The sequence below is a fragment of the Kitasatospora sp. NPDC034023 genome, from assembly GCF_055575795.1.
In genome coordinates this window covers 23,440-47,504 of record NZ_JBVIRY010000018.1, presented here as the reverse complement: position 1 = coordinate 47,504, position 24,065 = coordinate 23,440, and the positions used below count along the sequence as shown (strand labels likewise).

Sequence of the window (24,065 nt, the reverse complement as noted above, 5' to 3'; positions counted from 1 at the left end):
CGTGGACGCTGCACAACCGCCGCACGGACGGCCGCATGGGCCCCCGGACCACCGCCGGATAGGCTGGCCGCATGGCCTCCCGTACGCCGTCCCCGACGGCCGACCGCGCAGCACGGACCTCCGCACCCGCCCGGGCGGCGGCGGGTGACCGGCCCCGTCGGCGGCTGAGCGTGGACGAGCGGCGGGAGCAGCTGATCGCCGTGGCCCTGGAGCTGTTCAGCCGGCGGCCGCCGGAGGAGGTGTCGATCGACGACATCGCCGCCGCCGCGGGCGCCTCCCGGCCGCTGGTGTACCACTACTTCCCCGGCAAGCAGGCGCTGTACGAGGAGTCGCTGCGGCGGGCCGGCCAGGAACTGTCGGCCCGCTTCGAGGAGCCGATGGAAGGGCCGCTGTCGGAGCGGCTGTACCGGGTGATGGGCCGCTACCTGGACTTCGTGCAGAGTCACGGGCCGGGCTTCGCGGCGCTGCTGCGGGGCGGCTCGGTGGCCGCCAGCGCGGGCACCTCGGCGGTGATCGACGAGGTCCGCCGGGCCGCGCAGGAGCAGATCCTGGCCCACCTGGCGATCCCCTCGCCCAGCCCGGCGCTGCGGCTGACCGTCCGCGCCTGGATCGCCAACGCCGAGATCACCTCGCTGGAGTGGCTTGGCGAGCGCTCGGTGCCGCTGGAGGAACTGCAGCTGCACCTGGTGCAGGAGTTCGTCGCGGCACTCACCATCACCGCCGCCCGGGAGCCGGCGCTCGCCGCCGAGCTCGCCTCCTTCTTCGCCGACGAGCGCCCGCAGGGGCCGACCGGGCGTCTGGTGCGGGACCTCGCCGCGCTGCTCGCCGTCCCGGGGATCCTCGACGCGCTCACCGCGCTCGCCACCGAGGCCACCGGGGCCGCTGAGGTTGGGGAGGCCACCGAGGTTGCCGAGGCCGCCGGTGCCGCTGAGGCCACCGAGGAGCCCCCGCCGACGCGCTCGTCCGAGTGATCATCCGGTCATCCTGCGGTTCGGTCAGGACGGCGGGCTCTGATAGGAATGGGCAGGGATCTGACGGCGCGCCGCCGCGACCGGCCCGATTCCACCCGAACCACCGACGGCAGACGGAGCAGAGCGGGGGGCTCACCAGTTGACCCAGGACGTCCAGTTCAGTGCGGAGGCCAACCCCTTCGCGGCAGCCGAGCAGGTCTGCGCGACCCTCGGCACGCTCACCGACGCCCTCTTCGACGAGCACACCTCGCGCCACCCGGCGGCCTCGCTGAGCGCCCTGCGCGCGACCGCGCACCCCGCCGCCGAGGCGCTGTTCGGCCTGCCGCTCGCCCCCAACGGCCCGGTGCACGCCGCCCTCGACCGGCTCGGCACGGTGATCACCGTCGGCTCCGCCCGTCCCGGCACCGGCGCCCGGATCGCCGACCGGGTGATCGACGCGCTGCAGTCCCGCTACGGCGGCGGACCGGTGCGCGGCGCCATCGCCGACCGGGGCACCACCTCGGCCGCGCTCTTCCAGCTGCCGGTCACCGGTGAGTTCGCCGACGCCATGCTGCGCCCGCCGTTCGCCCCGGCGCTCGCCGCGCTGGCGGCCGGACAGCAGACCCGGCAACCGGTCGAACTGCCCACCGGCGCGGGCGCCGAGGTCCGGCTGGTCGTCCCGCCCGGTTTCCACCCGCTGACCTCCCCCGGCGGGCCCCCCGGGGTCTCCGCCCGTACGGTGCCCCCGCTGCCCGCCGACGCGGACCCGGCCGACGGGACCGCCCCGGCCACCGCGGCGGCGGCCGCCGAGCTGTCCGGGCACCTGGCGGAGGTCGCCGAGGAACTGTTCAGCACCACCGGTACCGAGCCGCGCCGCGACTTCGCGGTGGTCGCCGCCACCCTGGCCGACCTGATCCAGGACGCGGGCGTCGCGTACGCGGGCGTCTGCGCCCTCGAGCTCGACGACCGCACCTCGGACGCCGCCCTCGTCGTCTCGCTCGCCCGGCACCCGCTGCCGATCACCGCGCTCGCCACCGAGCTGGCCACCGTCCGACGGCACGCCGAGGTGTGGACGGTCCTGCTGCCGGCCGGCCCGGCCGCCGTCCTGGTCGAGGGACGGACCGTCCCGGTGCCCGGACCGCTGGCCGCCGACGGGCAGCGACGCTGGGTGGTCACCTCGGCCGTCCAGGCCTTCGTACCGCTGCCGGACGGCGGGACGGTGCTGTGCGCCCAGCTGTCCACGGCGCGGCCGGAGGACTGGGAGCTGTACACCGAGGCGTTCGCGGAGCTGCTGAAGAGCATCCAGTTCGGCTGGGACGGCGAGCCGGCCCCGACCGGCGCCGCGCCCGCCGCCGTGCCTGCCACCGTGCCGGCTCCCCCTCAGGCACCGGATCCGGAACCGGTGCCGGTCGAGGAGACGCAGACGCAGACGCCGACGCCGACGCAGACGGAGGAGCCCACGGAGCTGCCCGTCCACCTGCGCGGCACGCCGGTGCGGGTTCCGCCCGCGGACTTCAACCCCTTCGCGCCCGTCGCCGAGTCGTCCACCACCGAGGCCGAGCCGACCGCGGAGGACCGCCCGAAGGGCACGCCGGTCATGGTCCCGCCGCCGGACTTCGACCCCTTCGCCATGCCGGACCTCCCGTCCACACCGGCCGCCGCGCCCGCAGCGCAGCCCGCCGCCGCCGACCCGTTCGGCACGACGGTCGCGGCCGACCGGAAGAGCGACCCGTTCGGCACCACCCTCGCCCCGCAGGGCCCGGCCATCCCGCCGCCGCCGTCGACCCCGCCGGTCATCCCGGCGCCCGTCGCGGCAGCAGTCGCGGCGGAGGCCGAGCCGACCGCGGAGGACCGCCCGAAGGGCACGCCGGTCATGGTCCCGCCGCCGGACTTCGACCCCTTCGCCATGCCGGACTTCCCGTCCACGCCGGCGAAGGAGCCCGAGGCAGCGGCGGACGCGAACGCGACGCCGGAGCACCGTCCGTTCGGCTGAGCCTGGCAGCTGCGCGCGCGAGCAGGGAACGGCGAACAGACGACACGCTACGGGTGACGGGTCACAGCTGACAGGTTTCAGATTTCAGATTTCGTTCGCTGAAATCTGAAACCTGAAATCTGTTACCTGTCACCGGTCAGCCGTCGGCTGCCCTCCGCCACCCGTCACGCGCGCCGCCGCTCGATCACCGCCGCGATCCCGTCCAGCATCCGCGCCATCCCGAACTCGAACAGCGCCTCCAGACTCAGGTCGATCTCCGGACCCCGGTTCATCGCGTCGAACATCGGGAACCGGTCCGGGTCCGACATCAGCCGGTCGTGGTCCTCGTCGTCCAGACGGTCCATCCACTCGTCCGCCGACAGCCCGCTGTCCTGTTCGGCCTGCGCCTCCCGCTCAAAGTGGACGGCCAGCCCGCACACGAACGCCGCCAGCGCGACGGAGGCCTGGGCCATCTCCTCCCGGCTCAGCCCCAGTCCCGCCAGCACCGCCATCGAGCGCTCGGTGTGCAGCGCCGCGTCCGGCGCGAGCACCGGCCGGGTGAAGGACATCGTGGACGCCAGCCACGGGTGCCGCCGGTAGATCCGCCATTGCAGCCGCGCGACCGACTCCAGCCCCTCCCGCCAGTCCGACGCCGACACCGACGCCGGCCGCTCGGGCAGAGGCTGCTCGCCGAAGGCCACGTCCAGCATGAGCCGCAACAGCTCGTCCTTGCCCGGCACATGACGGTAGAGCGACATCGTCGCGACCCCGAGGTCCGTCGCGACCCGTCGCATCGACAGCGCCGCCAGCCCCTCCACGTCCGCCACCCGGACGGCCGTCGCCACGATCCGCTCCCGGGTGAGGTCCCGCTCACCGCCGGCCCGCGCACGCCGAACGGCGGCCGGAGCCAACGCCGCAGCCGCCTCGGCCCCAGCCCCCTTCGCCCCGGCAACCCTCGCCCCAGCCACCGCAGCCTCGACCGCCGTAGCCCCGGACGCCTTGGTCCCGACCACCACCGTCCCCACCCCCGGAACGGCGCGGACCAGCCCCTCTTCCCGCAGGCGGTTCAGCACCTTGGTCGCCGTGGCCATCGCCACGCCCCATTCCCGGGTGATCCGCCGGGTCGACGGCACCCGGGCCCCCGGCGCCAACTCCCCTGCCACGATGCGCCGTCGAAGCTCGGCCGCGATCCGCTCCGAGGGAGTACCGCTCTCAGCCACCACCCACCACCGCCCGCCAGACCCTCCACTGCCCCAGGGAGAAGTCCCATGGGAGAAACCCCAGCAGCCGATCCCCGCCAACCGCCGTTCGCGTCGGCCGGGTTCGCTCTCAGCCCGCGCGCCGCGCCAGGTGCACCACGTCCGGCACTCCCCGGGACACCGGGATCTCGTGCGTCACCACGTCCGAGAAGCCCGCCCCCCGCAGCGCCTCCTCGAAGGCCTGCGACGGCTGGGCGCTCCACACCGCCAGCACCCCGCCCGGCTGCAGCCGGTGCCAGAGCACCGCGAGTCCGTCCGCGCCGTAGAGCCCGTTGTTGGAGTCGGTGACGGTCCAGTCCGGCCCGTTGTCGATGTCCAGGCACAGGGCGTCGTAGCGCTCGCCGTCCGCGGCCGCGAGGTACTCCAGCAGGTCGGTGTGGAGCACCGCGACCCGCTCGTCCTCGAGCGCGCCGTCCGAGAAGGCGCCGAGCGGGCCGTTCCGGTGCCAGTCGATGATCGCGGTCTCCCGCTCGACGATGGCGATGCGGCCCCAGCGCGGCTCGGCCGCCGCGTACGCGAGCGAGAAGCCGACCCCGAGGCCGCCGATCAGGACCGCCGGCCGCTCGGGCCGGCTGCCCGTACGGTCGAGTTCGTCCAGCGCGGCCTGGATCAGCAGTCGCTCCGAGCGTCCGTCGGCGGTGTCCATGAGGAAGCAGCCGTTGGCGATGATCTCGAAGTGCCGTCCGCGCTGCCGCAGCACCACCTCGCCGAACGGGCCTTCCCGTCGGTCGAGCGTGACGACGGCCTCGGGGCCGTCCCGTTCGGGCAGTGCGGTGGTCATCCGTCCTCCTCGACGAACCCAGGCGAACTCGGGCGAACTCAAGTGAACTCAAGTGAACTCGGGCGAACTCGACTGCGGACCGTCCCGGTGTGACCGCAGGACCGTCCCGGTGCGGACGAGTACCCGCCCGACAATAGCCGAGTCCGCACCGGGGCCCGTCAGGTCGTGATCAGTACCCCCGCGTAGGAGACGCCGGCCACGACCACCCAGGAGCCGAGCCCGAGCAGGGCGATCCGCCCGCCGGTACGGATCATGGTCGGCAGGTGCACGGCGCTGCCGAGGCCGAACAACGCGGCGGCGAGCAGCAGTTCCTGGGCGTCTCCGGCCAGGCCGAGCGCCCGCTCGGGCAGCACGCCGGTGGTCCGCAGGACGATCATCGCGAGGAACCCCGCCACGAACAGGGGCACGATCGGCGGACGGCTCCCGGTCTTCACCGAATTCGCAGCCGCCCCCTCCAGCGCACCCGACAGCGGTCCCGCCGGCGGTCCTTCCAGCGGTTCCGCCATCGCCCCCGCCGACGGTCCCCCGCCCGAGGCCCCACCGGAGCCCGCACCCACCGCCTGCGCCACCCGCGCCGCCTGCGCCGCCCGCAGGTTCCGCCGCACCGCGACGGCCACCCCCGCGACCAGCGGCGCCAGCAGCACCACGCGCATCAGCTTGACCAGTACCGCCTCCCGCAGCGCCGCCGCCCCGCCGGTCTGCGCGGTGGCGACCACCTGTCCGACGTCGTGCACGCTCGCGCCGACCCAGCGCCCGAACTCAACGTCGCCGAGCCCGAGCGGCTGCTGGAGCAGCGGCAGGACGGCGATCGCGAGGGTCCCGCACAGGGTGACCAGCGCCACCGAGGCCGCGACGTCCTCCTCCTCACTGCCCGCGGCCTGGCTGACCGCGCCGATGGCCGAGGCCCCGCAGATCGAGTACCCGGTGGCGACCAGCAGTGGCTGGTCGCCGGGCAGGCCGAGCCGCCGGCCCAGCCAGAGCGTGCCGGCAAAGGTGGCCGCGACCACCACGATCACCATGGCGACGGTGGCCCAGCCGAGGCCGAGCACGTCGTCCAGGCTGAGTTTGAGCCCGAGCAGGACGATCCCGACCCGCATCAGCCGCTTCCCGGCCGTGGACAGGCCCGGCCGGGCGACCCCGCGGACCACCGGGCGCAGCCCGGGCAGGTGGGCCGCCGCCATGCCGAGCACGACGGCGGCGGTGAGCTTGGGCACGGCCGGCACCACGGCGTGGACGCCCAGGGCGGCGGCCACCCCGAGGGCCGCGAGCAGCAGTCCGGGGGCGTCTCCGCGCATCGGGGGCAGCGAGTGGGTGCGGGCGGCGCGTTGCCGCAGGGTCAGTGCCACGCCGCCGCTCACTGCTCCTGGTCGGCGGGCAGCCGGTAGACCCGCCGGATGCTGGTGCCGAGCCGCGAGACGTCCGCGCCATACACGTGGATGGAGATGGCCGTGCTGCTGCAGGAGTTGCGCACCAGGTGGATGTCGCCGGGCGGGGCGAAGGCGGCGACGGTGCCGGCCGGGCCGGCCACGTGCTCGGTCTCGACCAGCCGGGCGGTGCGGCCGTCGGGGACCAGTCGGTAGCGGGTCTCGCTCTCCTGGCCGCGGTGGACGCCGGCCACGCACCAGGAGACGTGGTCGTGGATCGGGGTGTGCTGTCCGGGCAGCCAGACCAGGGCGACGACGGAGAAGCTGCCGTCCTCCTCGGCGTGCAGGACGTGCTGGCGGTACCGCTGCGGGTCGCCCTCGCACTGGGCGGGGGTGAGCAGCGCGTCGGGTCCGTCCTGGTCGGCGTGCAGGTGCGGGGCGAGGCGCTCGCCGACCAGGTAGGCGGTGAGCTCTGGGGGCAGTCCGCGGTCCACGACGGCGCGGATCTCGCTGATCAGCGCGGTCATCCGCTCGGTGAGCCGGTCGCTGCCGACCGTGGCTGAGGGCGTCATGCCAGCAGGTTCGGCCCTAGCGACCTATCACGTCCAAGGAGGTTTTGTAAGCAATATCCCCACCAAGGCTTATATGTCAGCAGCCGACCCGGCTCGCCGCCGCCTGCCGCAGGTGGTCCAGGACCAGTCCGGTGGCCGGGATCCGGCGGTGCTCGCGCAGCACGTACGCGCTCACCTGCCGCCGCAGGTGCGGCTCGACGGCCCGCCCGGTGACCTTGCGGTGACACATGAAGGAGAGGACCAGCGCGGGCATCAGCGCGATCCCGACCCCGGCGGCGACGAGCGACTGCACCGCGAGGTTGTCGTCGGTGGAGAAGACGATGTCCGGCGCGAAGCCCTCCTCCGCGCAGACGTGCAGCAGATTGGCCCGACATCGTGGGCAGCCGGCGATCCAGCGCTCGCCGTCGAGGTCGGCGAGCCGTACGGCGTGCCGGCGGCCGAGCGGGTGCCCGACCGGCAGCAGCACCGTGAGCAGGTCCTCCATCAGCGGGATCTCGTCCAGCCCGTCCGGGACCTCGGTGGCCGCGCCCGGGTAGCGGAAGGCCAGCGCGATGTCGCATTCCCCGCGCAGCAGCCGCTGGACGGAGTCGGGTGGCTCGGCCTCCAGCAGCTCGACCCGTACGCCGGGGTGCTCGGCCAGCAGCCGGGCCATCGCCTCGGGTATCAGGGTGGCGTTGGCGCTGGGGAAGGCGCAGACCCGGACCCGCCCGGCGCGCAGCCGGGCGAGCGCGGCGAGCTGCTGCTGGGCGGCGGACATGCTGCCGAGGATCAGCTCGGCGTGCCGGGAGAGCGCCTCGCCCGCTTCGGTGAGCCGCAGTCCGCGCCCGGCGCGGGTGAACAGCGGGACGCCGACGGTGCGTTCGAGCGCCTTCATCTGCTGGGTGATGGCGGGCTGGGTGTAGCCGAGTTCCCGGGCGGCGGCCGAGTAGGAGCCGGCCCGGACGACCTCGTGGAACGTCCTGATGTGCCGCGAGTCGAACACCGGCTCCATGGCCCTCCCGCCCGGGTCGTCGTCGTCCGGACCGTTCACGCGGTCCCGTCCAGCCCCGCAATCATAAGAGGAATTTGGAGGTACCGGCCCCGGCCCCATCCGTACCTATGGTTCAGCGTCGAACCAAGCCTCTCACTGCTGCGCCGACGGCGGCAGCCCCATCGCCACCCCGGCCTTGACCACCGGCGCCCCGCCCCGCACGGTCGGGCTGCGCCGGCTGCGCTTCTCGACGAAGCGGGCGAGCCAGGAGAGCAGCAGGCACATGCCGATGTAGATCGGCGCGATCACGATCACCACCGGGATGAACGGCAGGTCGTAGTCGAGGTTGGTGGCGATCAGCTTGCCCGCGTGCAGGAACTCCTCGTAGGTGATCAGGAAGCCCAGCGAGGTGTCCTTGAGCGCGACCACCAGCTGGCTGATGATGGCCGGCAGCATCGCCCGGTTGGCCTGCGGCACCAGCACGTAGGACATCACCTGGGTCTTGCGCATGCCCAGCGCGTACGCCGCCTCCCGCTGCCCCTTGGGCACCGCGAGCACGCCGGCCCGGAACACCTCGGCCAGCACCGACCCGTTGTAGAGCACCAGCCCGGCCACCAGCGCCCACAGCGGCTGCACCTTCAGCGCGACGAAGACGAAGAAGATCATCACCAGCACCGGCATGGCCCGGAAGAACTCGACCACCAGCGTGGAGACCCAGCGCACCACCCGGTGGTCCGACAGCCGCCCGGCCGCGAACAGCGCCCCGAACGGCAGCGCGAACAGCACCGTCCAGCCGAACGCCTTCAGCGTGTTGCCGAGCCCACGCAGCAGCAGCTCCTGGACGCCTCGGTACTCGAAGGGCTGCCACTTGGCGTAGGTGAACTGGTGGGTGTGGAACAGCATGTAGACGACCCAGGCGACCCCCGCCGCGATCAGCAGCAGCGCGATCCCGCCGTACAGCCGGTGGCGGGCGAGCGCCTTCGGCCCGGGGATGTCGTACAGCGCCGAGGATTCAACGGTCATCGGGACACCGCCACTCGTCGTTCCAGCAGGTTGAAGACGGCGCTGATGGCAAGGGTGATGATCAGGTAGCCGACGGCGATCCAGACGAAGGTCCAGACGATGCTGTAGCCCAGCTCGTTGATGGTCCGGTAGGTGCCGAGCAGTTCGGTGACGCTGAACGAGCCGGCGATCGCCGTGTTCTTCGCCAGCGCGATCATCACGCTGCCGATCGGCGCCACCACCGAGCGGTACGCCTGCGGCAGCACCACCAGGCTCATCGTCTGCCCGAAGGTCATGCCCAGGCTCCGGGCCGCCTCGCCCTGCCCGGTCGGCACGGTGTTCACGCCCGAGCGCATCGCCTCGCAGACGAAGGCCGAGGTGTAACAGCCGAGCGCGAGCACCGCGAAGGTGTAGAAGGGCAGCGTGATGTCGAACCGGGGCAGGCCCAGCACCACGATGAAGAACAGCAGGGTCAGCGGCGTGTTGCGCAGGATCGTCACCCACACCGTCCCGAACACCCGCAGCGGCCTGACCGGCGAGACCCGGAAGCTCGCGATCAGCACCCCCAGCACCAGCGACAGCACGGCGCTCACCGCGAAGAGCGAGAGCGTGCCGAGGAAGCCTTCCCAGTAGGTCGACCAGTTGTCGGTCAGCGTTTTCACGGCGCGGCCCTCTCAGTACCGGTTGATCTGCGGCGGGGCCGGCGCGGCTTCCCCGGAGAGACCGAGGGTGGCCTCGAAGGCCTTCTTCCAGTCGCCGTTCTGCTCGCGCTGCTCCAGCGCGTCGTTCAGCGCCATGCGCAGCACGGTGTCGTTCTTCGGTACCCCGATGCCGTACGGCTCGGTCGAGAACAGCGGGCCGACCACCTTGAGCTCGTCCGGCACCTTGGCCGCGTAGCCGAGCAGGATCGCGTTGTCCGTGGTCACGGCGTCGACCTGGTTGGTGATCAGGTTGTCGACGCACGCCGAGTAGGTGTCGTAGCCGATCAGCTTGGCCTTCGGGTACTGCGACTGGATGCGCTGGTACGGCGTCGAACCGGCCGCCGAGCAGACCTTCTTGCCGTTCAGGTCCTGCGGGCCGTGGATGGTGGTGTCGTTCTTGCGCACCAGCAGCGACTGGCCGGCGACGAAGTACGGCCCCGCGAAGCCGACCAGCTTCTTCCGGTTGTCGTTGATGGTGTACGTGCCGACGTAGTAGTCCACCTGGCCGTTCTGCAGCGCGGTCTCGCGGTTGGCCGAGGCGATGGTCTTGAACTGGATCTTGTCCGGCGGGAAGCCGAGGGAGGCGCCGACCATCTTGGCGATCTCGATGTCGAAGCCGGAGTACACGCCGGTGGCCGGGTTCTTCTGGCCCAGGTACGGCTGGTCCTCCTTGGCGCCGACCACCAGGTGGCCCCGGCTGCGGGCGGCGTCCAGGGTCGGCGAGCCGGTGATCGAGGAGGCGTTCTGCACCTGGTAGCTGGGCAGCGCGCTGGGCTGCGGGCCCTTGGGCGGCGGGGTCCCGGCCTTGCCGCAGCCCGCCGCCAGCGCGGTGAGCAGCAGGGCGGCGGCGAGCACGCGCTTCCTCCCCCGCGCCGCGGGCTTCGCCGGGCGCGCTGCGCTGGGCTTCCCCGACCCCCCTGCGCCGGGCGCCGTCTCATCGTTCACGGCGCCGCCTCAGTGCTTCAGGATCTTGGACAGGAAGTCCCGGGCGCGCTCGCTCTCGGGGGCGCTGAAGAAGCCCTCCGGGGCGCGGTCCTCCACGATCCTGCCGTCCGCCATGAACACCACCCGGTTCGCGGAGGCCCGGGCGAAGCCCATCTCGTGGGTGACCACGACCATCGTCATGCCCTCGTGCGCGAGCTGGCGCATGACGTCCAGCACCTCGTTGATCATCTCGGGGTCGAGCGCCGAGGTCGGCTCGTCGAAGAGCAGCGCCTTGGGGTCCATCGCGAGCGCGCGGGCGATCGCGACCCGCTGCTGCTGCCCGCCGGACAGCTGGGCCGGGTACTTGTCGGCCTGCGACGCGAGGCCCACCCGCTCCAGCAGCGCGCGGGACTTGGCGTCGGCCTCCGTCCTGGGCCGGCCGCGCACCTTGATCTGCGCGAGTGAGACGTTCTGCAACACGGTCTTGTGCGCGAACAGGTTGAAGGACTGGAACACCATGCCGACCTCGGCGCGCAGCCGGGCGAGGCCCTTGCCCTCCGCGGGCAGCGGCTCGCCGTCGAGCAGGATGGTGCCGTTCTCGATCGGTTCGAGCCGGTTGATCGCCCGGCAGAGCGTGGACTTGCCGGAGCCGGACGGGCCGATGACCACGACGACCTCGCCACGGCCCACCGTCAGCTCGATGTCCTGGAGTACGTGCAGGTCCCCGAAGTGCTTGTTGACCCCGCGCAGCTCGATCAGCGGGGCGAAGTCCGCGGTGGCGCTCCGGGCCGGCTCGGGAGCTGTGGTCACCTGCTGCGCCGTCCCTTCAGCAGCCAGCCCAGCACGCTGCCCGCGACGAGCGTGGCCAGCAACGCGATCCAGAGCGGTGCGGTGACGGTGAACACCCAGAACTGGATCTTCACCTTTTCGAGGTTGGCGAACAGGAACCACACGGCCAGGATGACGATGACGCCGATCCCGATGTACCGCGTGGGGATCCCGCCGATCTCACCGCGTGGGGAGCGGGACGAGCCGTCTGAAATCTTGGTCACCGGAGCAGTCTGCGGGCCGGGCCGCCGATTTGCCCGGTTACGCGCCCTTCCGGGGCGGGGAGTAACCCGCACGGGGCAATCCGACCCCGTGCGGGTTTACCGATCTACGGCTACGGCCCTCCGAACTCCTCGGCTGCTACCGCTCGTCCCGCCACGAGCGCCAGAGCGCCGCGTACGGACCGCCGGCCGCGACCAGCTGCGGGTGGCTGCCGTACTCGCTGATCCGCCCGCCCTCGACCACCGCGATCACGTCCGCGTCGTGCGCGGTGTGCAGCCGGTGGGCGATGGCGATGACCGTCCGGCCCTCCAGCACCCGGGAGAGCGAGCGCTCCAGGTGCCGGGCGGCGCGCGGGTCCAGCAGCGAGGTGGCCTCGTCCAGCACCAGGGTGTGCGGATCGGCCAGCACCAGCCGGGCCAGGGCCAGTTGCTGGGCCTGCGGCGGGGTCAGCGAGGTGCCGCCGGAGCCGACCTCGGTGTCCAGCCCCTCCGACAGGGCGTCCACCCAGTCGCCGGCGTCCACCGCATCCAGCGCGGCCCGCAGCTCGGTGTCGTCGGCGTCGGGCGCGGCCAGCCGCAGGTTGTCCCGCAGGGTGCCGACGAAGACGTGGTGCTCCTGGTTGACCAGGGCCACCTCCGCGCGCACCCGCTCGGCCGGCATCCGGGACAGCGCCGCCCCGCCGAGGGTCACGCTGCCGCGGCCGGGGGCGTAGATCCCGGCCAGCAGCCGCCCGAGCGTGGACTTGCCCGCCCCGGACGGCCCGACCAGCGCGACCCGGCTGCCCGGGGCGACATCCAGGCTGATCCCGTGCAGGACGTCCGCGCCCTCGCGGTAGCCGAAGCGGACGTCCCGGGCCTCCACCCGGCGGCCGTCCGGGCGGGCGGACTCGTCCTCCTCGTGTTCCGGCACCTCGCGCACGCCGACCAGCCGGGCCAGCGAGGCCTGCCCGATCTGCAGCTCGTCGTACCAGCGCAGGATCAGGTCCACCGGACCGGTCAGCATCTGCGCGTACAGCACGCCGGTGGTCAACTGGCCGACGGTGATCCAGCCCTTGAGCGTGAACAGCCCGCCGAGTACCAGGGTCGCGAGCACCGCCGCGGTGTAGACCGCGTCGATGGTCGGGAACCAGACCGAGCGCAACCACAGGGTGTACCGCTCCCAGGCGAGCCACTCGCGCAGCTTGCGGTCGGTCAGCCCGATCCGCCGGCCGCCCAGGCGCAGCGCCTCGACCGTCCGCCCGGCGTCCACCGTCTCGGCCAGCACGGTGTTCACCGCGGCGTACCCGGCCGACTCGTTGCGGTAGGACTGCGGCGCCCGCCGGAAGTACCAGCGGGAGGTGGCCAGCAGCAGCGGCAGCCCGATCAGCGAGGTCAGCGCGAGCACCGGCGAGGTGACCAGCAGGGCGCCGAGCACCAGCAGCAACGAGACCACGGCGACGGCGAGTTCGGGCACCGCCTCGCGCACCGACTTGTCCAGCCGGTCGACGTCGGTGGTGCCCCGGGAGACCAGGTCCCCGGTGCCGGCCCGCTCCAGCACACCCGTCGGCAGCGCGACCGAGCGGACCAGGAAGTCCTCGCGCAGGTCGGCCAGGACCCGCTCGCCGAGCACCGCGCCGCGCATCCGCGACCAGCCGGTGAACGCGGCCTGCGCCACGAGCGCCAGCAGGTACCAGGCGACCGCCACCGTGATGGTGGACCCGGCGGTGCCGGTGGCCAGCGCCTCGACCAGGTGGCCGAGCACCCAGGGCCCGACCAGCCCGGCCAGCGTGGCCACCGAGTGCAGCGCCACGACGGTCGAGAACCCGCCCCGGTGCCGCCGCGCGAGCAGCAGCAGGTACGCGCGCACGGCGGCCGGGGAGCCGACCGGCAGGGTGGCGGCCGGCCCCTGCTCCTCATGGACGGGGGGCTTCATGACGTACTCCTCGGGTACGGGGCGGGACTGCCGGCGAACCTGTTCATGACGCTGTTCACACGGCCTCACCCACCGGCTGGGCGGCCTCCTCGTCGCGGGTGACCACGGCCCGGTAGGCCGGCTCGGACCGCATCAGCTCGCGGTGCCGCCCCGCCGCGACCACCCGGCCCTCGCGCAGCAGCACCACCCGGTCCGCCTGGTCGAGCAGCAGCGGACTGGTCGCGAACACCACGGTGGTGCGGCCCGCCCGGGTGTCCCGCAGTCCGGTGGCGATCCTGGACTCGGTGTGGGCGTCCACCGCGCTGGTGGGTTCGTCCAGCACCAGGACCGGCGGGTCCGCCAGCAGCGCGCGGGCCAGGGCGAGCCGCTGGCGCTGGCCGCCGGACAGCGAGCGCCCGCGCTCGGTGATCCGGGCGCGCATCGGATCGCCCGCGCACTCCGGCGAGCCGTCCACCAGCGCCTCCAGCACGTCGTCCGACCGGGCGGCCACCAGCGCCTCGGCCGCCGAGACCCGGCCCGAGGACGGGATGTCGAACAGCTCGGCCAGGGTGCCGGAGAGCAGCACCGGCTCCTTGTCGTGGACCAGCACGGCCGCCCGCGCCTCGGCCAGCGGCACCGTGTCCAGCTCCGTCCCGCCGAGCCGTACGGAGGGCTGCGCCTGCTCGCCCTCGGCCAACGGGACGTGGCCGCCGAGCCGCTCGGCGAGCGCCCCGGCGAGGTCCGGGTCCCCGCAGACCACCGCGGTCAGCTCACCGGCCCGCGCGGTCAGCCCGCTGACCGGGTCGTACAGGTCCGCCTTGGCCGGCCTGGTCCGTGGGGCCGGCGTGATTGTCGTGGTCGTCGTGGCCTCGCTCGCTCCACCGCTCCGGCTGAGGGACAGCACCCGGACGGCCCGCCCTGCGGAGACCCGGGCGACGCTCCAGGCGTGCGCCGCCTCGCCCAGGATCCGCAGCGGCGCGGCCAGGAATGCGGTCGCGCCGTACACCGCGATCAGGGTGCCGACGGAGAGCTCGCCGGAGGCCGCCAGCCGGGCGCCGTACCAGGTGACACCGATCACGAACAGGCCGGGCAGCAGCACCTGTTGGGCCTGCATCAGCGACCAGATCCGGGCCGAGCGGACGGCGGCCGCCCGCACCTTCTGGGAGGCCGCCCGGTACCGCTCCAGGAACAGTTCCTCACCGCCGATGCCGCGCAGCACCCGCAGCCCCGCCACCGTGTCGGCGGCCAGCTCGGTGGCCTTGCCGCCGAGCGCGCGCTGCTGCTCGTAGCGCCGCTCGAACGGCCCGATCAGCGGCCAGACGGAGGCCGCCAGCACCGGGACGCCGAGCAGCACGCCGATGCCCAGCACCGGTTCGACCACCAGCACCACCGAGCTGACGGCCAGCCAGACGATCACCGCGGACCGGACCCGGGCGATCAGCTCGACGTACCAGCCGATCCGCTCGACGTCCCCGCTGCCGACCGCGACGACCTCACCGGTGGCGATCCGGCGGGACAGCCCGGCCCCGAGGTGCGAGGCCTGCCGGGCCACCAACTGCCGTACCTGGCAAGCCGCGTGGATCCAGTTCCAGACCGCTTGGCGATGCGACAGGACGGTGCCCAGCGCGGCGCCCACGGCAAGCAGCAGGGCGAGCCCGCCGGCCTGCCAGATCCCGCCGGCGTCACCGTCGACGGCGGCCTGCACGCCCGAGCCGAGCGGTATCGGCAGGGCGGCCTGGCACCCCATCTCGAGCAGCGTCCAGCAGGTCGCGAGCAGTTGCCCGCGCCGCTGACTGCGCTGCAGCCAGCGCAGGAAGGCCAGGGGTGAGGAGAGATCGGGACTGCCGGGGTCGGCCGGCGGCAGCGGGGTGAGCGGCATGACACTCCGATACGAACGGTGCGGAGGTACGGGGGAACCGGGCGAACGGGGGTGCGGGCGAACGGGGCACGGACGGGCGCGCGCCGTCCGGCACGGCGGACCGGTTCACGCGAGCAGCCCGAGCCGACAGGCGAGGGCAATGGGCGACGGACGCGCGGCGCAACGGCGCGGCGGCGTCGACACGTCCGGTGGGAGCCCCGGACGGGACATGGGAAGGGCACGAAGGGCCCTGATTTCAGGAGGCCATGTCCGCGAGCCTGCCAACCCCGGTGTGACCCGCGCAACAGGTTTTCCGCCGCCCCGCCCGCCCGGCTCCCCGCCCGGCCCGCCCGCCCAGCCCGCCAGGGACCTCCGCCGGGCCTCCGCCGGGCCTCCGACGGGCCTGCGACGGACCTCCGACGGGCCTGCGGGGCCCGCGACGGGCCTGCGACCCCGCCACCGACGCTCGTCCGCCCGGGGCGAGCCACTGCAAACCTCCACCCAAAATTCGCCCGTTTGGCGGGAACAATCAGGTTCCGGTGCCAGTTGCCCCCCACTGGAAAGACCTACGACCAGGAGGGCATCCCGTCCCGTGAGCACCATCCCCAGCGTCACCCTCAACGACGGCGCGCAGATCCCGCAGCTCGGTTTCGGCGTGTGGCAGGTCCCGGACGGTGAGGCCACCGCCGCCGTCAACTCCGCGATCGGCGCGGGCTACCGCTCCATCGACACCGCGGCCATCTACGAGAACGAGGCCGGCACCGGCGCGGCGATCGCCGAGGCGCTGGCGGGCGGCATCGCCCGCGAGGACCTCTACATCACCACCAAGCTGTGGAACTCGGGCACCCGCGACTGGTCCGGCGAGCAGGGCCGCGAGGCCGTGCTGCGCGCGTTCGACGCCTCGATGGACAAGCTCGGCCTCGACTACCTCGACCTGTACCTGATCCACTGGCCGCGCCCGATGCACGGCAGCTACCTCAACATCTGGAAGGCCTTCGAGCAGCTGAAGGCGGACGGCCGGGTCAAGTCGATCGGCGTCTCCAACTTCGGCACCGAGCAGCTGACCCGCCTGCTCGACGAGGCCTCGGTCGCCCCGGTCCTGAACCAGGTCGAACTGCACCCGTACTTCCCGCAGGAGGAGCTGCGCGCCTTCCACGCGCAGCACGGCATCGCCACCGAGGCGTGGAGCCCGCTGGGCCAGGGCGGGGAGCTGCTCGCCGAGCCGGCCCTGGTGAAGATCGCCGAGAAGCACGGTCGCACGGTCGCCCAGGTGGTCCTGCGCTGGCACCTGCAGAGCGGCGTGATCGCCATCCCGAAGTCGGTCACCCCGTCCCGGATCCGGGAGAACCTGGACGTCATCGGCTTCGAGCTGGACGCGGAGGACCTCACGGCGATCGCCGCCGTCGCCACCGGCAAGCGCATCGGTCCGGACCCGCAGGGCTTCGACTGGAACTGACGTGGACCCGGGGTGCCGAATCCGGTCCCCGAGCATCCGCGACCGGAACCCACGGGGCCTGATGGCCGCCATGACGAGGACCGCCCGCCCCGAACGGGGTGGGCGGTCCTCGTCATGCGCGATTCACAACATCACCACACCAACGGCCAGGGACCCTCGGTGCGTTGGCGAATCGTTTTGGCTGTTGTTACCAAGGCTTGGTCTAAAGCCTGCCCGCCTTGGCGATGAGCGCGAGTGCAGCCTCGTGCTCAGCCTCCTCCAGCGGAGCCAGCAGCAGCCGCTGGACCTCGGCCACCCCGGCGGCCGAGCGGTGCAGCAGGTCCTGTCCCGCCGGTGAGAGCGAGAGCAGGTTGCGCCGTCCGTCCGAGGGGTCGCGCCGGCGCTGCACCAGACCGCGGCGCACCAGCCGGCTCACCATCTCGGCCATGGTGGCCTTGTCCAGCGAGGCCAGCTCGCCCACCGTGCGCTGGTCGGCGCCCGGCTCCTGCTCCAGGGCGTCCAGCACCGCGTACTGCGGGGCCGTCAGCTCCGCGCCGACGTGCTCCGACCAGAGCTTGGTGTGCACCTGCTGGCTCACCCTGATCAGGTAGCCGATCGCCCGCTGGGCGTCCAGTATCGGCCGCGCGTCCGTGAAGACGGCGACCGCCGCGGGCTCCAGCCTGGCTATCTTGGCCATCACCCGGACGACCTCGACCTGCTCCTCCGCCGTCAGCGGCTCGAACAGGACGCGCTGCACGCGGACCACACCACCGGTGGCCTCGCGCACCGCCTGGGCGCCGCTCTGCGAGAGAGCGAGCAGCTTGCGTCGGCCGTCGGCCGGGTCGCGCCGACGCAGCACCAGGCCGCGGCGGACCAGCCGCGCGACCATCTCGGCCATCGTGGCCTTGTCCAGCGACGCTCGCTCGCCGACCGTTCGCTGGTCCGCACCCGGCTCGAGGGCCAGGACCAGCAGCACGGCGAACTGCGGAGCCGTGAGATCGGCTCCGACGTGCTCCGACCACAGCCGGGTGTGAACCTGCTGTGCAACGCGAATGAGGTGTCCGGGCGACTGCTGCAGTCGCGCGGACACGCGGGTTGTCGGGATCTCCCCCAGCACCATGTATCCGTCCCGATGTCACACCCGGTGTGTGTGGGACACCCGGGTGGGGCAGTAACGGCGAGTGGGCGTCCAGCTATGAGGGAGGGCGCTCCAGCCGTGCAGCCGGTGGCTGCTGGCGGACACTATACAAACGGCTGGCCCCTGCTGGCAGGCAGGGGCGGATAGTAGACGCAGGTTCGGCAACATTGGCATATTTACGCGCTGCCACACCGTTGCAGTAACCCGTTCTCAGCAGAAAGCCGACCGGTCGGTCCTTACCGACCGTCACCTGCGTCTCTCCACTCTGGCCGCCTTCCCTACTCGCCGGTAGGGTGTGGCCACCCTCCCCCGGGGGCTCCCCCGGAGGCAACCCCCGAGAGAGACGAGAGCGAGCATGACCGAGCAGAGCACCGCCCCCCGGGTCGCCGTCGTCACCGGCGCCGCCCGCGGCCTGGGTGCCGCCACCGCCGTCCGGCTGGCCGCCGACGGTTACGCGGTCGCCGTCCTGGACCTGGACGAGGCGGCCGGCAAGGACACCGTGGACCGGATCACCGCCGCCGGCGGCAGGGCCGTGGCCGTCGGCGCCGACGTCTCGAACGCCGAGCAGGTCCAGGCCGCCGTCGACCGCGTGGTCGCCGAGCTCGGCACCCCCGTCGTGCTGGTCAACAACGCGGGTGTTCTCCGCGACAACCTGCTCTTCAAGATGTCCGAGTCCGACTGGGACACGGTCATGAACGTTCACCTCCGCGGCGCCTTCCTGATGACCCGCGCAGTGCAGAAGCACATGGTCGACGCCGGATTCGGCCGCATCGTCAACCTGTCCTCCTCCTCGGCCCAGGGCAACCGCGGCCAGGCCAACTACTCGGCCGCCAAGGCCGGCCTGCAGGGCTTCACCAAGACTTTGGCCATTGAGCTGGGCAAGTTCGGCATCACCGCCAACGCCGTCGCCCCCGGATTCATCGCCACGGACATGACAGCAGCCACCGCCGCCCGGGTCGGCATGGACTTCGAAGACTTCAAGCGGGCTGCCGCCTCTCAGATCCCGGTCCAGCGGGTCGGTCTGCCTGAGGACGTCGCCCACACCATCTCGTTCCTGGCGAGCGAGGGCGCCGGCTTCGTCTCCGGCCAGGTGATCTACGTCGCGGGCGGGCCCCTCGACTGAGCACGGAACCTACACAGGGTTACCACGGAGTGGGAAGCCGGGCAGGCCGGCCTCCCACTCCGTTTCCTTTACCGGGGCTTTTGGGGAACCATTCGAAGACCACACTGGCATTCGATCCCGAAATAGCGGAAATCGCTCGCCGGACCACCCCGGACAGCCCAAATTGTCGATTTCACGGGAAAATGACAATTACCCCCGGAATAGCCCTGTCCGGATGGGTAAGGTCGCCCCGTGCAATCCGGAAGTACCCCCGCCCCCATTCCGCGACAGGGGCGGCGACACCACACCGCCACCACCGGCCGGGGACGCCCCACCACCCCCTGCGGCCCGATCGGCCCCATCAGCCGCGACCCCGACCGTCGCAGCCCGATCGGCCCCGTCAGCCCCATGATCCCCGCCGGCCGCGACCCCGGCTGGCCGCCGATGAGCCGACGGCAGGCCGCCCTGCTCGCCGCCACCGTCGTCGTCTACCTGCTGGTACTGGCCGGTGTCCTGCTCAACACCGCCCTGGTCGACCTCGACTGGTCGGTCCGCCTGCTGCGCCCGTACGAGCGGTGGCCCCGGCTGGAGCCGCTGCTCGACTCCTGGGTGGTCGCCGGGCAGCGCGGGCCCTCGGCGATCGCCGCCTTCGCCTGGCTCGCCTGGCGCGCCCGCCGACTAGGCCGACTGCGCCCGCTGCTGGTCATGGGGATCGCGCTGCTTTTGCTGAATGTCACGGTGGGCGCGGTGAAGATCGTCACCGGCCGGCTCGGCCCGCACTACGCCCAGTACGTCGGCTCGCCCGAGCTCTTCTCCGGCGGCACCATCTTCCCGTCCGGCCACACCGCGAACGCCGTGGTCACCTGGGGCGTGCTTGCCTACCTCGCGGTCCGCTGGCGTCGCACCGGCGCGGTGATCGCCGCCGGAACCGCCTGCTCGATCGGCCTGACCACGGTCTACCTGGGCACCCACTGGGTCACCGACGTGCTGGCCGGCTGGGCCGCCGGGCTGCTCGTCCTGCTCTCGCTGCCGCTGCTGGAACCCCTCGTGACCATCGTCGAGCAACGGCTCCACCGCCGCTTCGGCCGCCGCGCCCTCCCCTACCGGGCCACCACGGCGATGGGGGCGAGCGCTACCCCTCCCAGCTCCGCTCGACCACGCCGTCCCGCACCGCGAGGTTGAGCCGCCCCTGCCGGTACTCCATGGTCATCAGGTCCCCGGGCTCCAGCACCCGGACCGAGGCCCAGCCGTGCCGCCGGGCCAGCTCCCGGGCCCGCTCGACCCGCAGCCCCGCGTACCCCTCGGCGTCCGCCCCCGCCGTACCCGACCCCACCGCGTCCGACCCCGACATCGTGCCTCCCCCGGCCAGCCTCCTCGGACGTACGCTGGAATCGTAGCCCGACCCGCGCGGTCCGGAGGTGAAGGCCATGCGCACCACCACCCCGCGACGGTGGCGCAGCGGCACCGAGCCGACCACCGCCCGCAGCGACCTCAAGCTCCGCTACCTGCTCTCGCTCATCTTCACGCCGCTGTTCGTGCTGGCCACGGTGGGCTTCGCGGTCTGGGCGGCCGTCTCGCCCGTCAACGGCGCACCCAGCCGGGGCACGCTCACCGGCTTCGCCGTCGCGTGCGGCCTGCTCTCCCTGTTCGCCATCGTCGATCTCGTGGTGGTCGTCCGGCGTCGCCGGACCGAGCTCTGACGCGGTGTCTCCCATGGAGTGTGAAGTCGGCCCGGCCGACTTCACACTCCCCGCACCCAAACCACCCGGCCCTCGGCCTCAGCGACCGCCGACCGCCTGCTTCACCAGCGTCCGCCCGAAGTCCCACATCAGGCCGCTCCCCCGGTGGGCCTCGTCCATGATGTCGGTGAAGGCGTCCATGAAGCGGTCCACGTCCCGCTCGGTGATGATCAGCGGCGGAAGCAGCTTGATCACTTCCAGGTGGTCCCCGGACACCTGGGTGAGGATCCGGTGCCGCTGCAGCAGCGGGACCACGACCATCTGCGCGAACAGCCCCTTGCGTGCCGCCTGCAGGGCCGTCCACCCGGTGCGCAGCTTGAGCGACTTGGGCCGGCCGAACTCGATGCCGATCATCAGCCCGCGCCCGCGCACCTCGGCGAGCAGCTCGTACTTGTCGACCAGCTCGGTCAGCCGCTCGCGGAACCGGTCGCCGACCGTGCGGGCGTTCTCCACCACCTTCTCGTCCCGCATCACCTCCAGGGTCGCCAGCCCGGCCGCCATGGCCTGGGCGTTCGATCCGAAGCTGGCCGAGTGCACCAGCACCCGGTCCATCGAGGAGTACACCTTCTCGAAGATCCAGCCCTTGCCGAGCGTCGCCCCGACCGGGACGTACCCGCCGGAGAGCGCCTTGGCCGCGCAGACCAGGTCGGGCAGCACGCCGTCCTCGTGCTGGTAGGCGAAGAACTCTCCGGTGCGGCCGATCCCGGTCTGCACCTCGTCGCAGATGAGCAGCGCCTTGTGCTCGTGCAGCAGCGCCTGGGCGGCGCGCAGCCAGCCGGGCGGCGGGGCCTGGACGCCCTTGCCCTGGATCGGTTCGACGATCAGGGCCGCGACGTCGCCGCGCTTCAACTCCTTTGCCAGCGCCGACAGATCGCCGAGCGGGATGGCGGTGTCCGGGAGCAGCGGGTCGAAGCCCTTGCGGAAGCCGTTCTCCCCGTTGACCGAGAGCGAGCCGGTGGTCAGCCCGTGGAAGGCGTGGTCGGCGTAGAGGATCCGCCGGCGTCCGGTGGCGTACCGGGCGAACTTCAGCGCGGTCTCCACCGCTTCCGTCCCGCTGTTGCCGAAGAACACCCGGTCCAGCCCGGGGGCGTACGACAGCAGCCGCTCGGCCAGCAGCCCGGGCAACGGCGAGCAGTCGAAGCGCACCAGGTCCGGCAGGTCCAGGTCCATCACCTGCTGGATCGCCGTGCGCACCACCGGGTGGTGGCGGCCGAGCGCGAAGATGCCGAAGCCGGCCAGCATGTCGAGGTACTCGTTGCCCTCGGCGTCGTAGAAGTACTGGCCCTTGGCGCGCTCGTAGTACTTGTCGAAGCCGATGGTGTGGAGCATCCGGGACAGCTGCGGGTTGAGGTAGCGGCTGCTCAACTCGTAGCGCTCACCGCCGCGTTCGGCGAGGAGGGCGGCGAGGTCGAAGGCGGGGCGGTCTGGGTCAGCCGGCATGGCGCGGGTTCGCTCCTCGGGTCGGTAGCAGGTTCTTGGCGAAGACGGCGGTCTGGGCGGCGACCCCGGTCCCGGTGAGCCCCGCCTCCTCGAGGATCTCTCCGCGCGAGGCGTGCCCGAGGAACTCCTGCGGCAGGCCGAGGACCCGCAGCGGTACGTCCACGTCGGCGTCGCGCAGCGCCTGGGCGATCGCCGAACCGACCCCGCCGGTCCGGCCGTTGTCCTCCACGGTGACCACCAGCCGGTGGGCGGCGGCCAGCTCGGGCAGCGCCGGGTCGACGGGCTTGACCCAGCGCGGGTCGACGACGGTCGCGGTGAAGCCCTCGGCGAGCAGCAGCCGGGCGGCGTCCAGGCAGGCCGGGGCGGTGGTGCCGACGGCGACCAGCAGGATCTCGGCCGGGCGCCCGGTGCGCAGCAGCACGTCCACCCCGCCGATCCGCTCGACGGCCCGCACGGCGGGCCCGACGTTCCCCTTCGGGAAGCGCACGACCGTCGGCGCGTCCCCGACCTCGACGGCCTCGCGCAGCTGGGCCCGCAGCTGGTCGGCGTCGCGCGGTGCGGCGAGCCGCAGGCCCGGGACGACCTGCAGGATCGACAGGTCCCACATGCCGTTGTGCGAGGCGCCGTCCGGTCCGGTCACCCCGGAGCGGTCGAGTACGAAGGTGACGCCCAGCCGGTGTAGGGCGACGTCCATCAACACCTGGTCGAAGGCCCGGTTCAGGAAGGTCGCGTACACCGCGACCACCGGGTGCAGTCCTCCGGTGGCGAGCCCCGCGGCGCTGGTGACGGCGTGCTGTTCGGCGATCCCGACGTCGAAGGCCCGCGTCGGGTACGCCTTGGCGAACGGCGCCAGGCCCACCGGCTGCAGCATGGCCGCGGTGATCGCCACCAGGTCCGGCCGCTCGGTGCCGAGCGCGAGCAGTTCCTCGCCGAACACCGAGGTCCAGGAGACGCCGCTGCTGGGCGAGATCGGCAGGCAGGTGTACGGGTCGATCGGGTTGACGGCGTGGAAGCGGTCGGCTTCGTCCTGCTCGGCGGGACGGTAGCCGCGTCCCTTGACGGTGAGGCAGTGCACGATGACCGGCCCGCCGAAGTTGCGGGCCTGGCGCAGCGCCTGTTCGACCGCGCCCAGGTCGTGGCCGTCGATCGGGCCGAGGTACTTGAGGCCGAGGTCCTCGAACATGCCCTGTGGGGCGAAGGCGTCCTTGAACCCCTTCTTGGCGCCGTGCAGCGCGTCGAAGATCGGCTGGCCGACCAGCGGGGTGCGTTGCAGCGCTTCCTTGCCGAGGGCGAGGAAGCGCTCGTAGCCCTGGGTGGTGCGCAGGGTGGCGAGGTGGTTGGCGAGGCCGCCGATGGTCTTGGCGTAGGAGCGTTCGTTGTCGTTGACGACGATGACCAGCGGCCGGTCGCGGGCTTCGGCGATGTTGTTGAGCGCTTCCCAGGCGAGTCCGCCGGTGAGCGCGCCGTCGCCGATCACCGCGACGGTGTGCCGGTCGTGCTGGCCGAGCAGCCGGGCGGCTTTGGCCAGGCCGTCGGCGTAGGAGAGCGCGGTGGAGGCGTGCGAGTTCTCGACCAGGTCGTGCTCGGACTCGCCGCGCGAGGGGTAGCCGGACAGTCCGCCCCGCATCCTCAGCCGGGTGAAGTCCTGGCGGCCGGTGAGCAGTTTGTGGACGTAGCTCTGGTGGCCGGTGTCGAAGACGATCCGGTCGTACGGCGAGTCGAAGACCCGGTGCAGCGCGATGGTGAGCTCCACCACGCCGAGATTGGGCCCGAGGTGTCCGCCGGTGCGGGTGACGGCGTCGATCAGGAAGTCCCTGATCTCGTCGGCGAGCAGCGGGAGTTCGGCCGCCGGGAGCTTGCGCAGCTCGGCCGGCGAGGTGACGCGGGAGAGCAGTGACATGGGTACACCTCACGACTC

22 protein-coding genes are annotated in these 24,065 nt (G+C 72.7%); 6 read left to right on the top strand and 16 right to left on the bottom strand.

Annotated elements, in window-relative coordinates:
* The first annotated feature begins 71 nt into the window (after positions 1-71).
* A complete protein-coding gene (locus ACZ52R_RS23275) occupies positions 72-971 on the top strand; it encodes a TetR/AcrR family transcriptional regulator (RefSeq protein ID WP_465619969.1) in 900 nt (299 codons plus the stop codon).
* Between the two features lie 139 nt (positions 972-1,110).
* Complete coding sequence (locus ACZ52R_RS23270) at positions 1,111-2,943, top strand: hypothetical protein (RefSeq protein ID WP_465619967.1); 1,833 nt, start codon at positions 1,111-1,113, stop codon at positions 2,941-2,943.
* A 164-nt stretch (positions 2,944-3,107) separates the two neighbouring features.
* Here the strand turns inward: ACZ52R_RS23270 and ACZ52R_RS23265 are convergent, their stop codons facing one another.
* The 12 genes from ACZ52R_RS23265 to ACZ52R_RS23210 all read right to left on the bottom strand — a co-directional run bounded on the left by ACZ52R_RS23265 (position 3,108) and on the right by ACZ52R_RS23210 (position 15,314).
* The gene (locus tag ACZ52R_RS23265) at positions 3,108-4,145 is read right to left on the bottom strand and encodes a TetR/AcrR family transcriptional regulator C-terminal domain-containing protein (protein ID WP_465619966.1); all 1,038 of its coding nucleotides are present in this window, start codon (positions 4,143-4,145) and stop codon (positions 3,108-3,110) included.
* Between the two features lie 106 nt (positions 4,146-4,251).
* Positions 4,252-4,962 carry a spermidine synthase family protein gene (locus ACZ52R_RS23260; protein ID WP_360489726.1) on the bottom strand — a complete coding sequence of 237 codons (711 nt, stop codon included), beginning with the start codon at positions 4,960-4,962 and terminating at the stop codon, positions 4,252-4,254.
* Positions 4,963-5,120: 158 nt separating this feature from the next.
* Positions 5,121-6,257 carry a YeiH family protein gene (locus ACZ52R_RS23255; RefSeq protein WP_465754122.1) on the bottom strand — a complete coding sequence of 379 codons (1,137 nt, stop codon included), beginning with the start codon at positions 6,255-6,257 and terminating at the stop codon, positions 5,121-5,123.
* Between the two features lie 59 nt (positions 6,258-6,316).
* On the bottom strand, positions 6,317-6,898 hold the full coding sequence (locus tag ACZ52R_RS23250; RefSeq protein ID WP_465619963.1) for a cysteine dioxygenase family protein: 582 nt from the start codon (positions 6,896-6,898) through the stop codon (positions 6,317-6,319).
* Positions 6,899-6,974: 76 nt separating this feature from the next.
* Positions 6,975-7,880, bottom strand: coding sequence for a LysR family transcriptional regulator (locus ACZ52R_RS23245; RefSeq protein WP_360490658.1), 906 nt, complete (start codon positions 7,878-7,880; stop codon positions 6,975-6,977).
* Between the two features lie 141 nt (positions 7,881-8,021).
* Positions 8,022-8,891, bottom strand: coding sequence for an amino acid ABC transporter permease (locus ACZ52R_RS23240; protein WP_465754012.1), 870 nt, complete (start codon positions 8,889-8,891; stop codon positions 8,022-8,024).
* On the bottom strand, positions 8,888-9,532 hold the full coding sequence (locus ACZ52R_RS23235) for an amino acid ABC transporter permease (RefSeq protein ID WP_360489732.1): 645 nt from the start codon (positions 9,530-9,532) through the stop codon (positions 8,888-8,890). The genes ACZ52R_RS23240 and ACZ52R_RS23235 overlap by 4 nt, the downstream gene beginning before the upstream one ends.
* 12 nt (positions 9,533-9,544) lie before the next feature.
* Entirely contained in the window at positions 9,545-10,426 is an 882-nt protein-coding gene (locus tag ACZ52R_RS23230) for a glutamate ABC transporter substrate-binding protein (RefSeq protein ID WP_465619961.1), read from the bottom strand.
* 99 nt (positions 10,427-10,525) lie between these two features.
* Positions 10,526-11,305: an amino acid ABC transporter ATP-binding protein gene (locus ACZ52R_RS23225; RefSeq protein WP_465619959.1), complete on the bottom strand. Its 780-nt coding sequence runs from the start codon at positions 11,303-11,305 to the stop codon at positions 10,526-10,528.
* Positions 11,302-11,547 (bottom strand): LapA family protein, encoded by a 246-nt coding sequence (locus ACZ52R_RS23220; protein ID WP_360489736.1) that lies wholly within the window; start codon positions 11,545-11,547, stop codon positions 11,302-11,304. Before ACZ52R_RS23220 ends, ACZ52R_RS23225 begins: the two co-directional genes overlap by 4 nt.
* Before the next feature lie 136 nt (positions 11,548-11,683).
* A complete protein-coding gene (locus tag ACZ52R_RS23215) occupies positions 11,684-13,456 on the bottom strand; it encodes an ABC transporter ATP-binding protein (RefSeq protein WP_465754011.1) in 1,773 nt (590 codons plus the stop codon).
* A 55-nt stretch (positions 13,457-13,511) separates the two neighbouring features.
* Positions 13,512-15,314, bottom strand: coding sequence for an ABC transporter transmembrane domain-containing protein (locus tag ACZ52R_RS23210; RefSeq protein WP_465619954.1), 1,803 nt, complete (start codon positions 15,312-15,314; stop codon positions 13,512-13,514).
* Positions 15,315-15,885: 571 nt separating this feature from the next.
* Between ACZ52R_RS23210 and ACZ52R_RS23205 the strand changes: the two genes are divergently transcribed.
* The gene (locus ACZ52R_RS23205) at positions 15,886-16,749 is read left to right on the top strand and encodes an aldo/keto reductase (RefSeq protein WP_465754010.1); all 864 of its coding nucleotides are present in this window, start codon (positions 15,886-15,888) and stop codon (positions 16,747-16,749) included.
* 202 nt (positions 16,750-16,951) lie between these two features.
* Here the strand turns inward: ACZ52R_RS23205 and ACZ52R_RS23200 are convergent, their stop codons facing one another.
* The gene (locus ACZ52R_RS23200; RefSeq protein WP_360489744.1) at positions 16,952-17,818 is read right to left on the bottom strand and encodes a MarR family winged helix-turn-helix transcriptional regulator; all 867 of its coding nucleotides are present in this window, start codon (positions 17,816-17,818) and stop codon (positions 16,952-16,954) included.
* A 403-nt stretch (positions 17,819-18,221) separates the two neighbouring features.
* Between ACZ52R_RS23200 and fabG the strand changes: the two genes are divergently transcribed.
* Both fabG and ACZ52R_RS23190 read left to right on the top strand, forming a co-directional pair.
* The gene (gene fabG / locus ACZ52R_RS23195; RefSeq protein WP_360489746.1) at positions 18,222-18,989 is read left to right on the top strand and encodes a 3-oxoacyl-ACP reductase FabG; all 768 of its coding nucleotides are present in this window, start codon (positions 18,222-18,224) and stop codon (positions 18,987-18,989) included.
* Positions 18,990-19,376: 387 nt separating this feature from the next.
* The gene (locus ACZ52R_RS23190; RefSeq protein ID WP_465754009.1) at positions 19,377-20,150 is read left to right on the top strand and encodes a phosphatase PAP2 family protein; all 774 of its coding nucleotides are present in this window, start codon (positions 19,377-19,379) and stop codon (positions 20,148-20,150) included.
* Here ACZ52R_RS23190 and ACZ52R_RS23185 read toward each other — a convergent pair.
* Positions 20,101-20,319: an I78 family peptidase inhibitor gene (locus ACZ52R_RS23185; protein WP_360489750.1), complete on the bottom strand. Its 219-nt coding sequence runs from the start codon at positions 20,317-20,319 to the stop codon at positions 20,101-20,103. The genes ACZ52R_RS23190 and ACZ52R_RS23185 overlap by 50 nt on opposite strands.
* 76 nt (positions 20,320-20,395) lie before the next feature.
* On the opposite strand from ACZ52R_RS23185, the gene ACZ52R_RS23180 reads away from it, so the two are divergent.
* Positions 20,396-20,668, top strand: a complete 273-nt coding sequence (locus ACZ52R_RS23180) for a DUF6343 family protein (protein WP_360489752.1) — start codon at positions 20,396-20,398, stop codon at positions 20,666-20,668.
* Positions 20,669-20,746: 78 nt separating this feature from the next.
* Here the strand turns inward: ACZ52R_RS23180 and ACZ52R_RS23175 are convergent, their stop codons facing one another.
* The gene (locus tag ACZ52R_RS23175; RefSeq protein ID WP_465619947.1) at positions 20,747-22,147 is read right to left on the bottom strand and encodes an aspartate aminotransferase family protein; all 1,401 of its coding nucleotides are present in this window, start codon (positions 22,145-22,147) and stop codon (positions 20,747-20,749) included.
* Positions 22,137-24,047 carry a 1-deoxy-D-xylulose-5-phosphate synthase gene (gene dxs, locus ACZ52R_RS23170; protein ID WP_465754008.1) on the bottom strand — a complete coding sequence of 637 codons (1,911 nt, stop codon included), beginning with the start codon at positions 24,045-24,047 and terminating at the stop codon, positions 22,137-22,139. Before dxs ends, ACZ52R_RS23175 begins: the two co-directional genes overlap by 11 nt.
* Positions 24,048-24,065 lie beyond the last annotated feature (18 nt).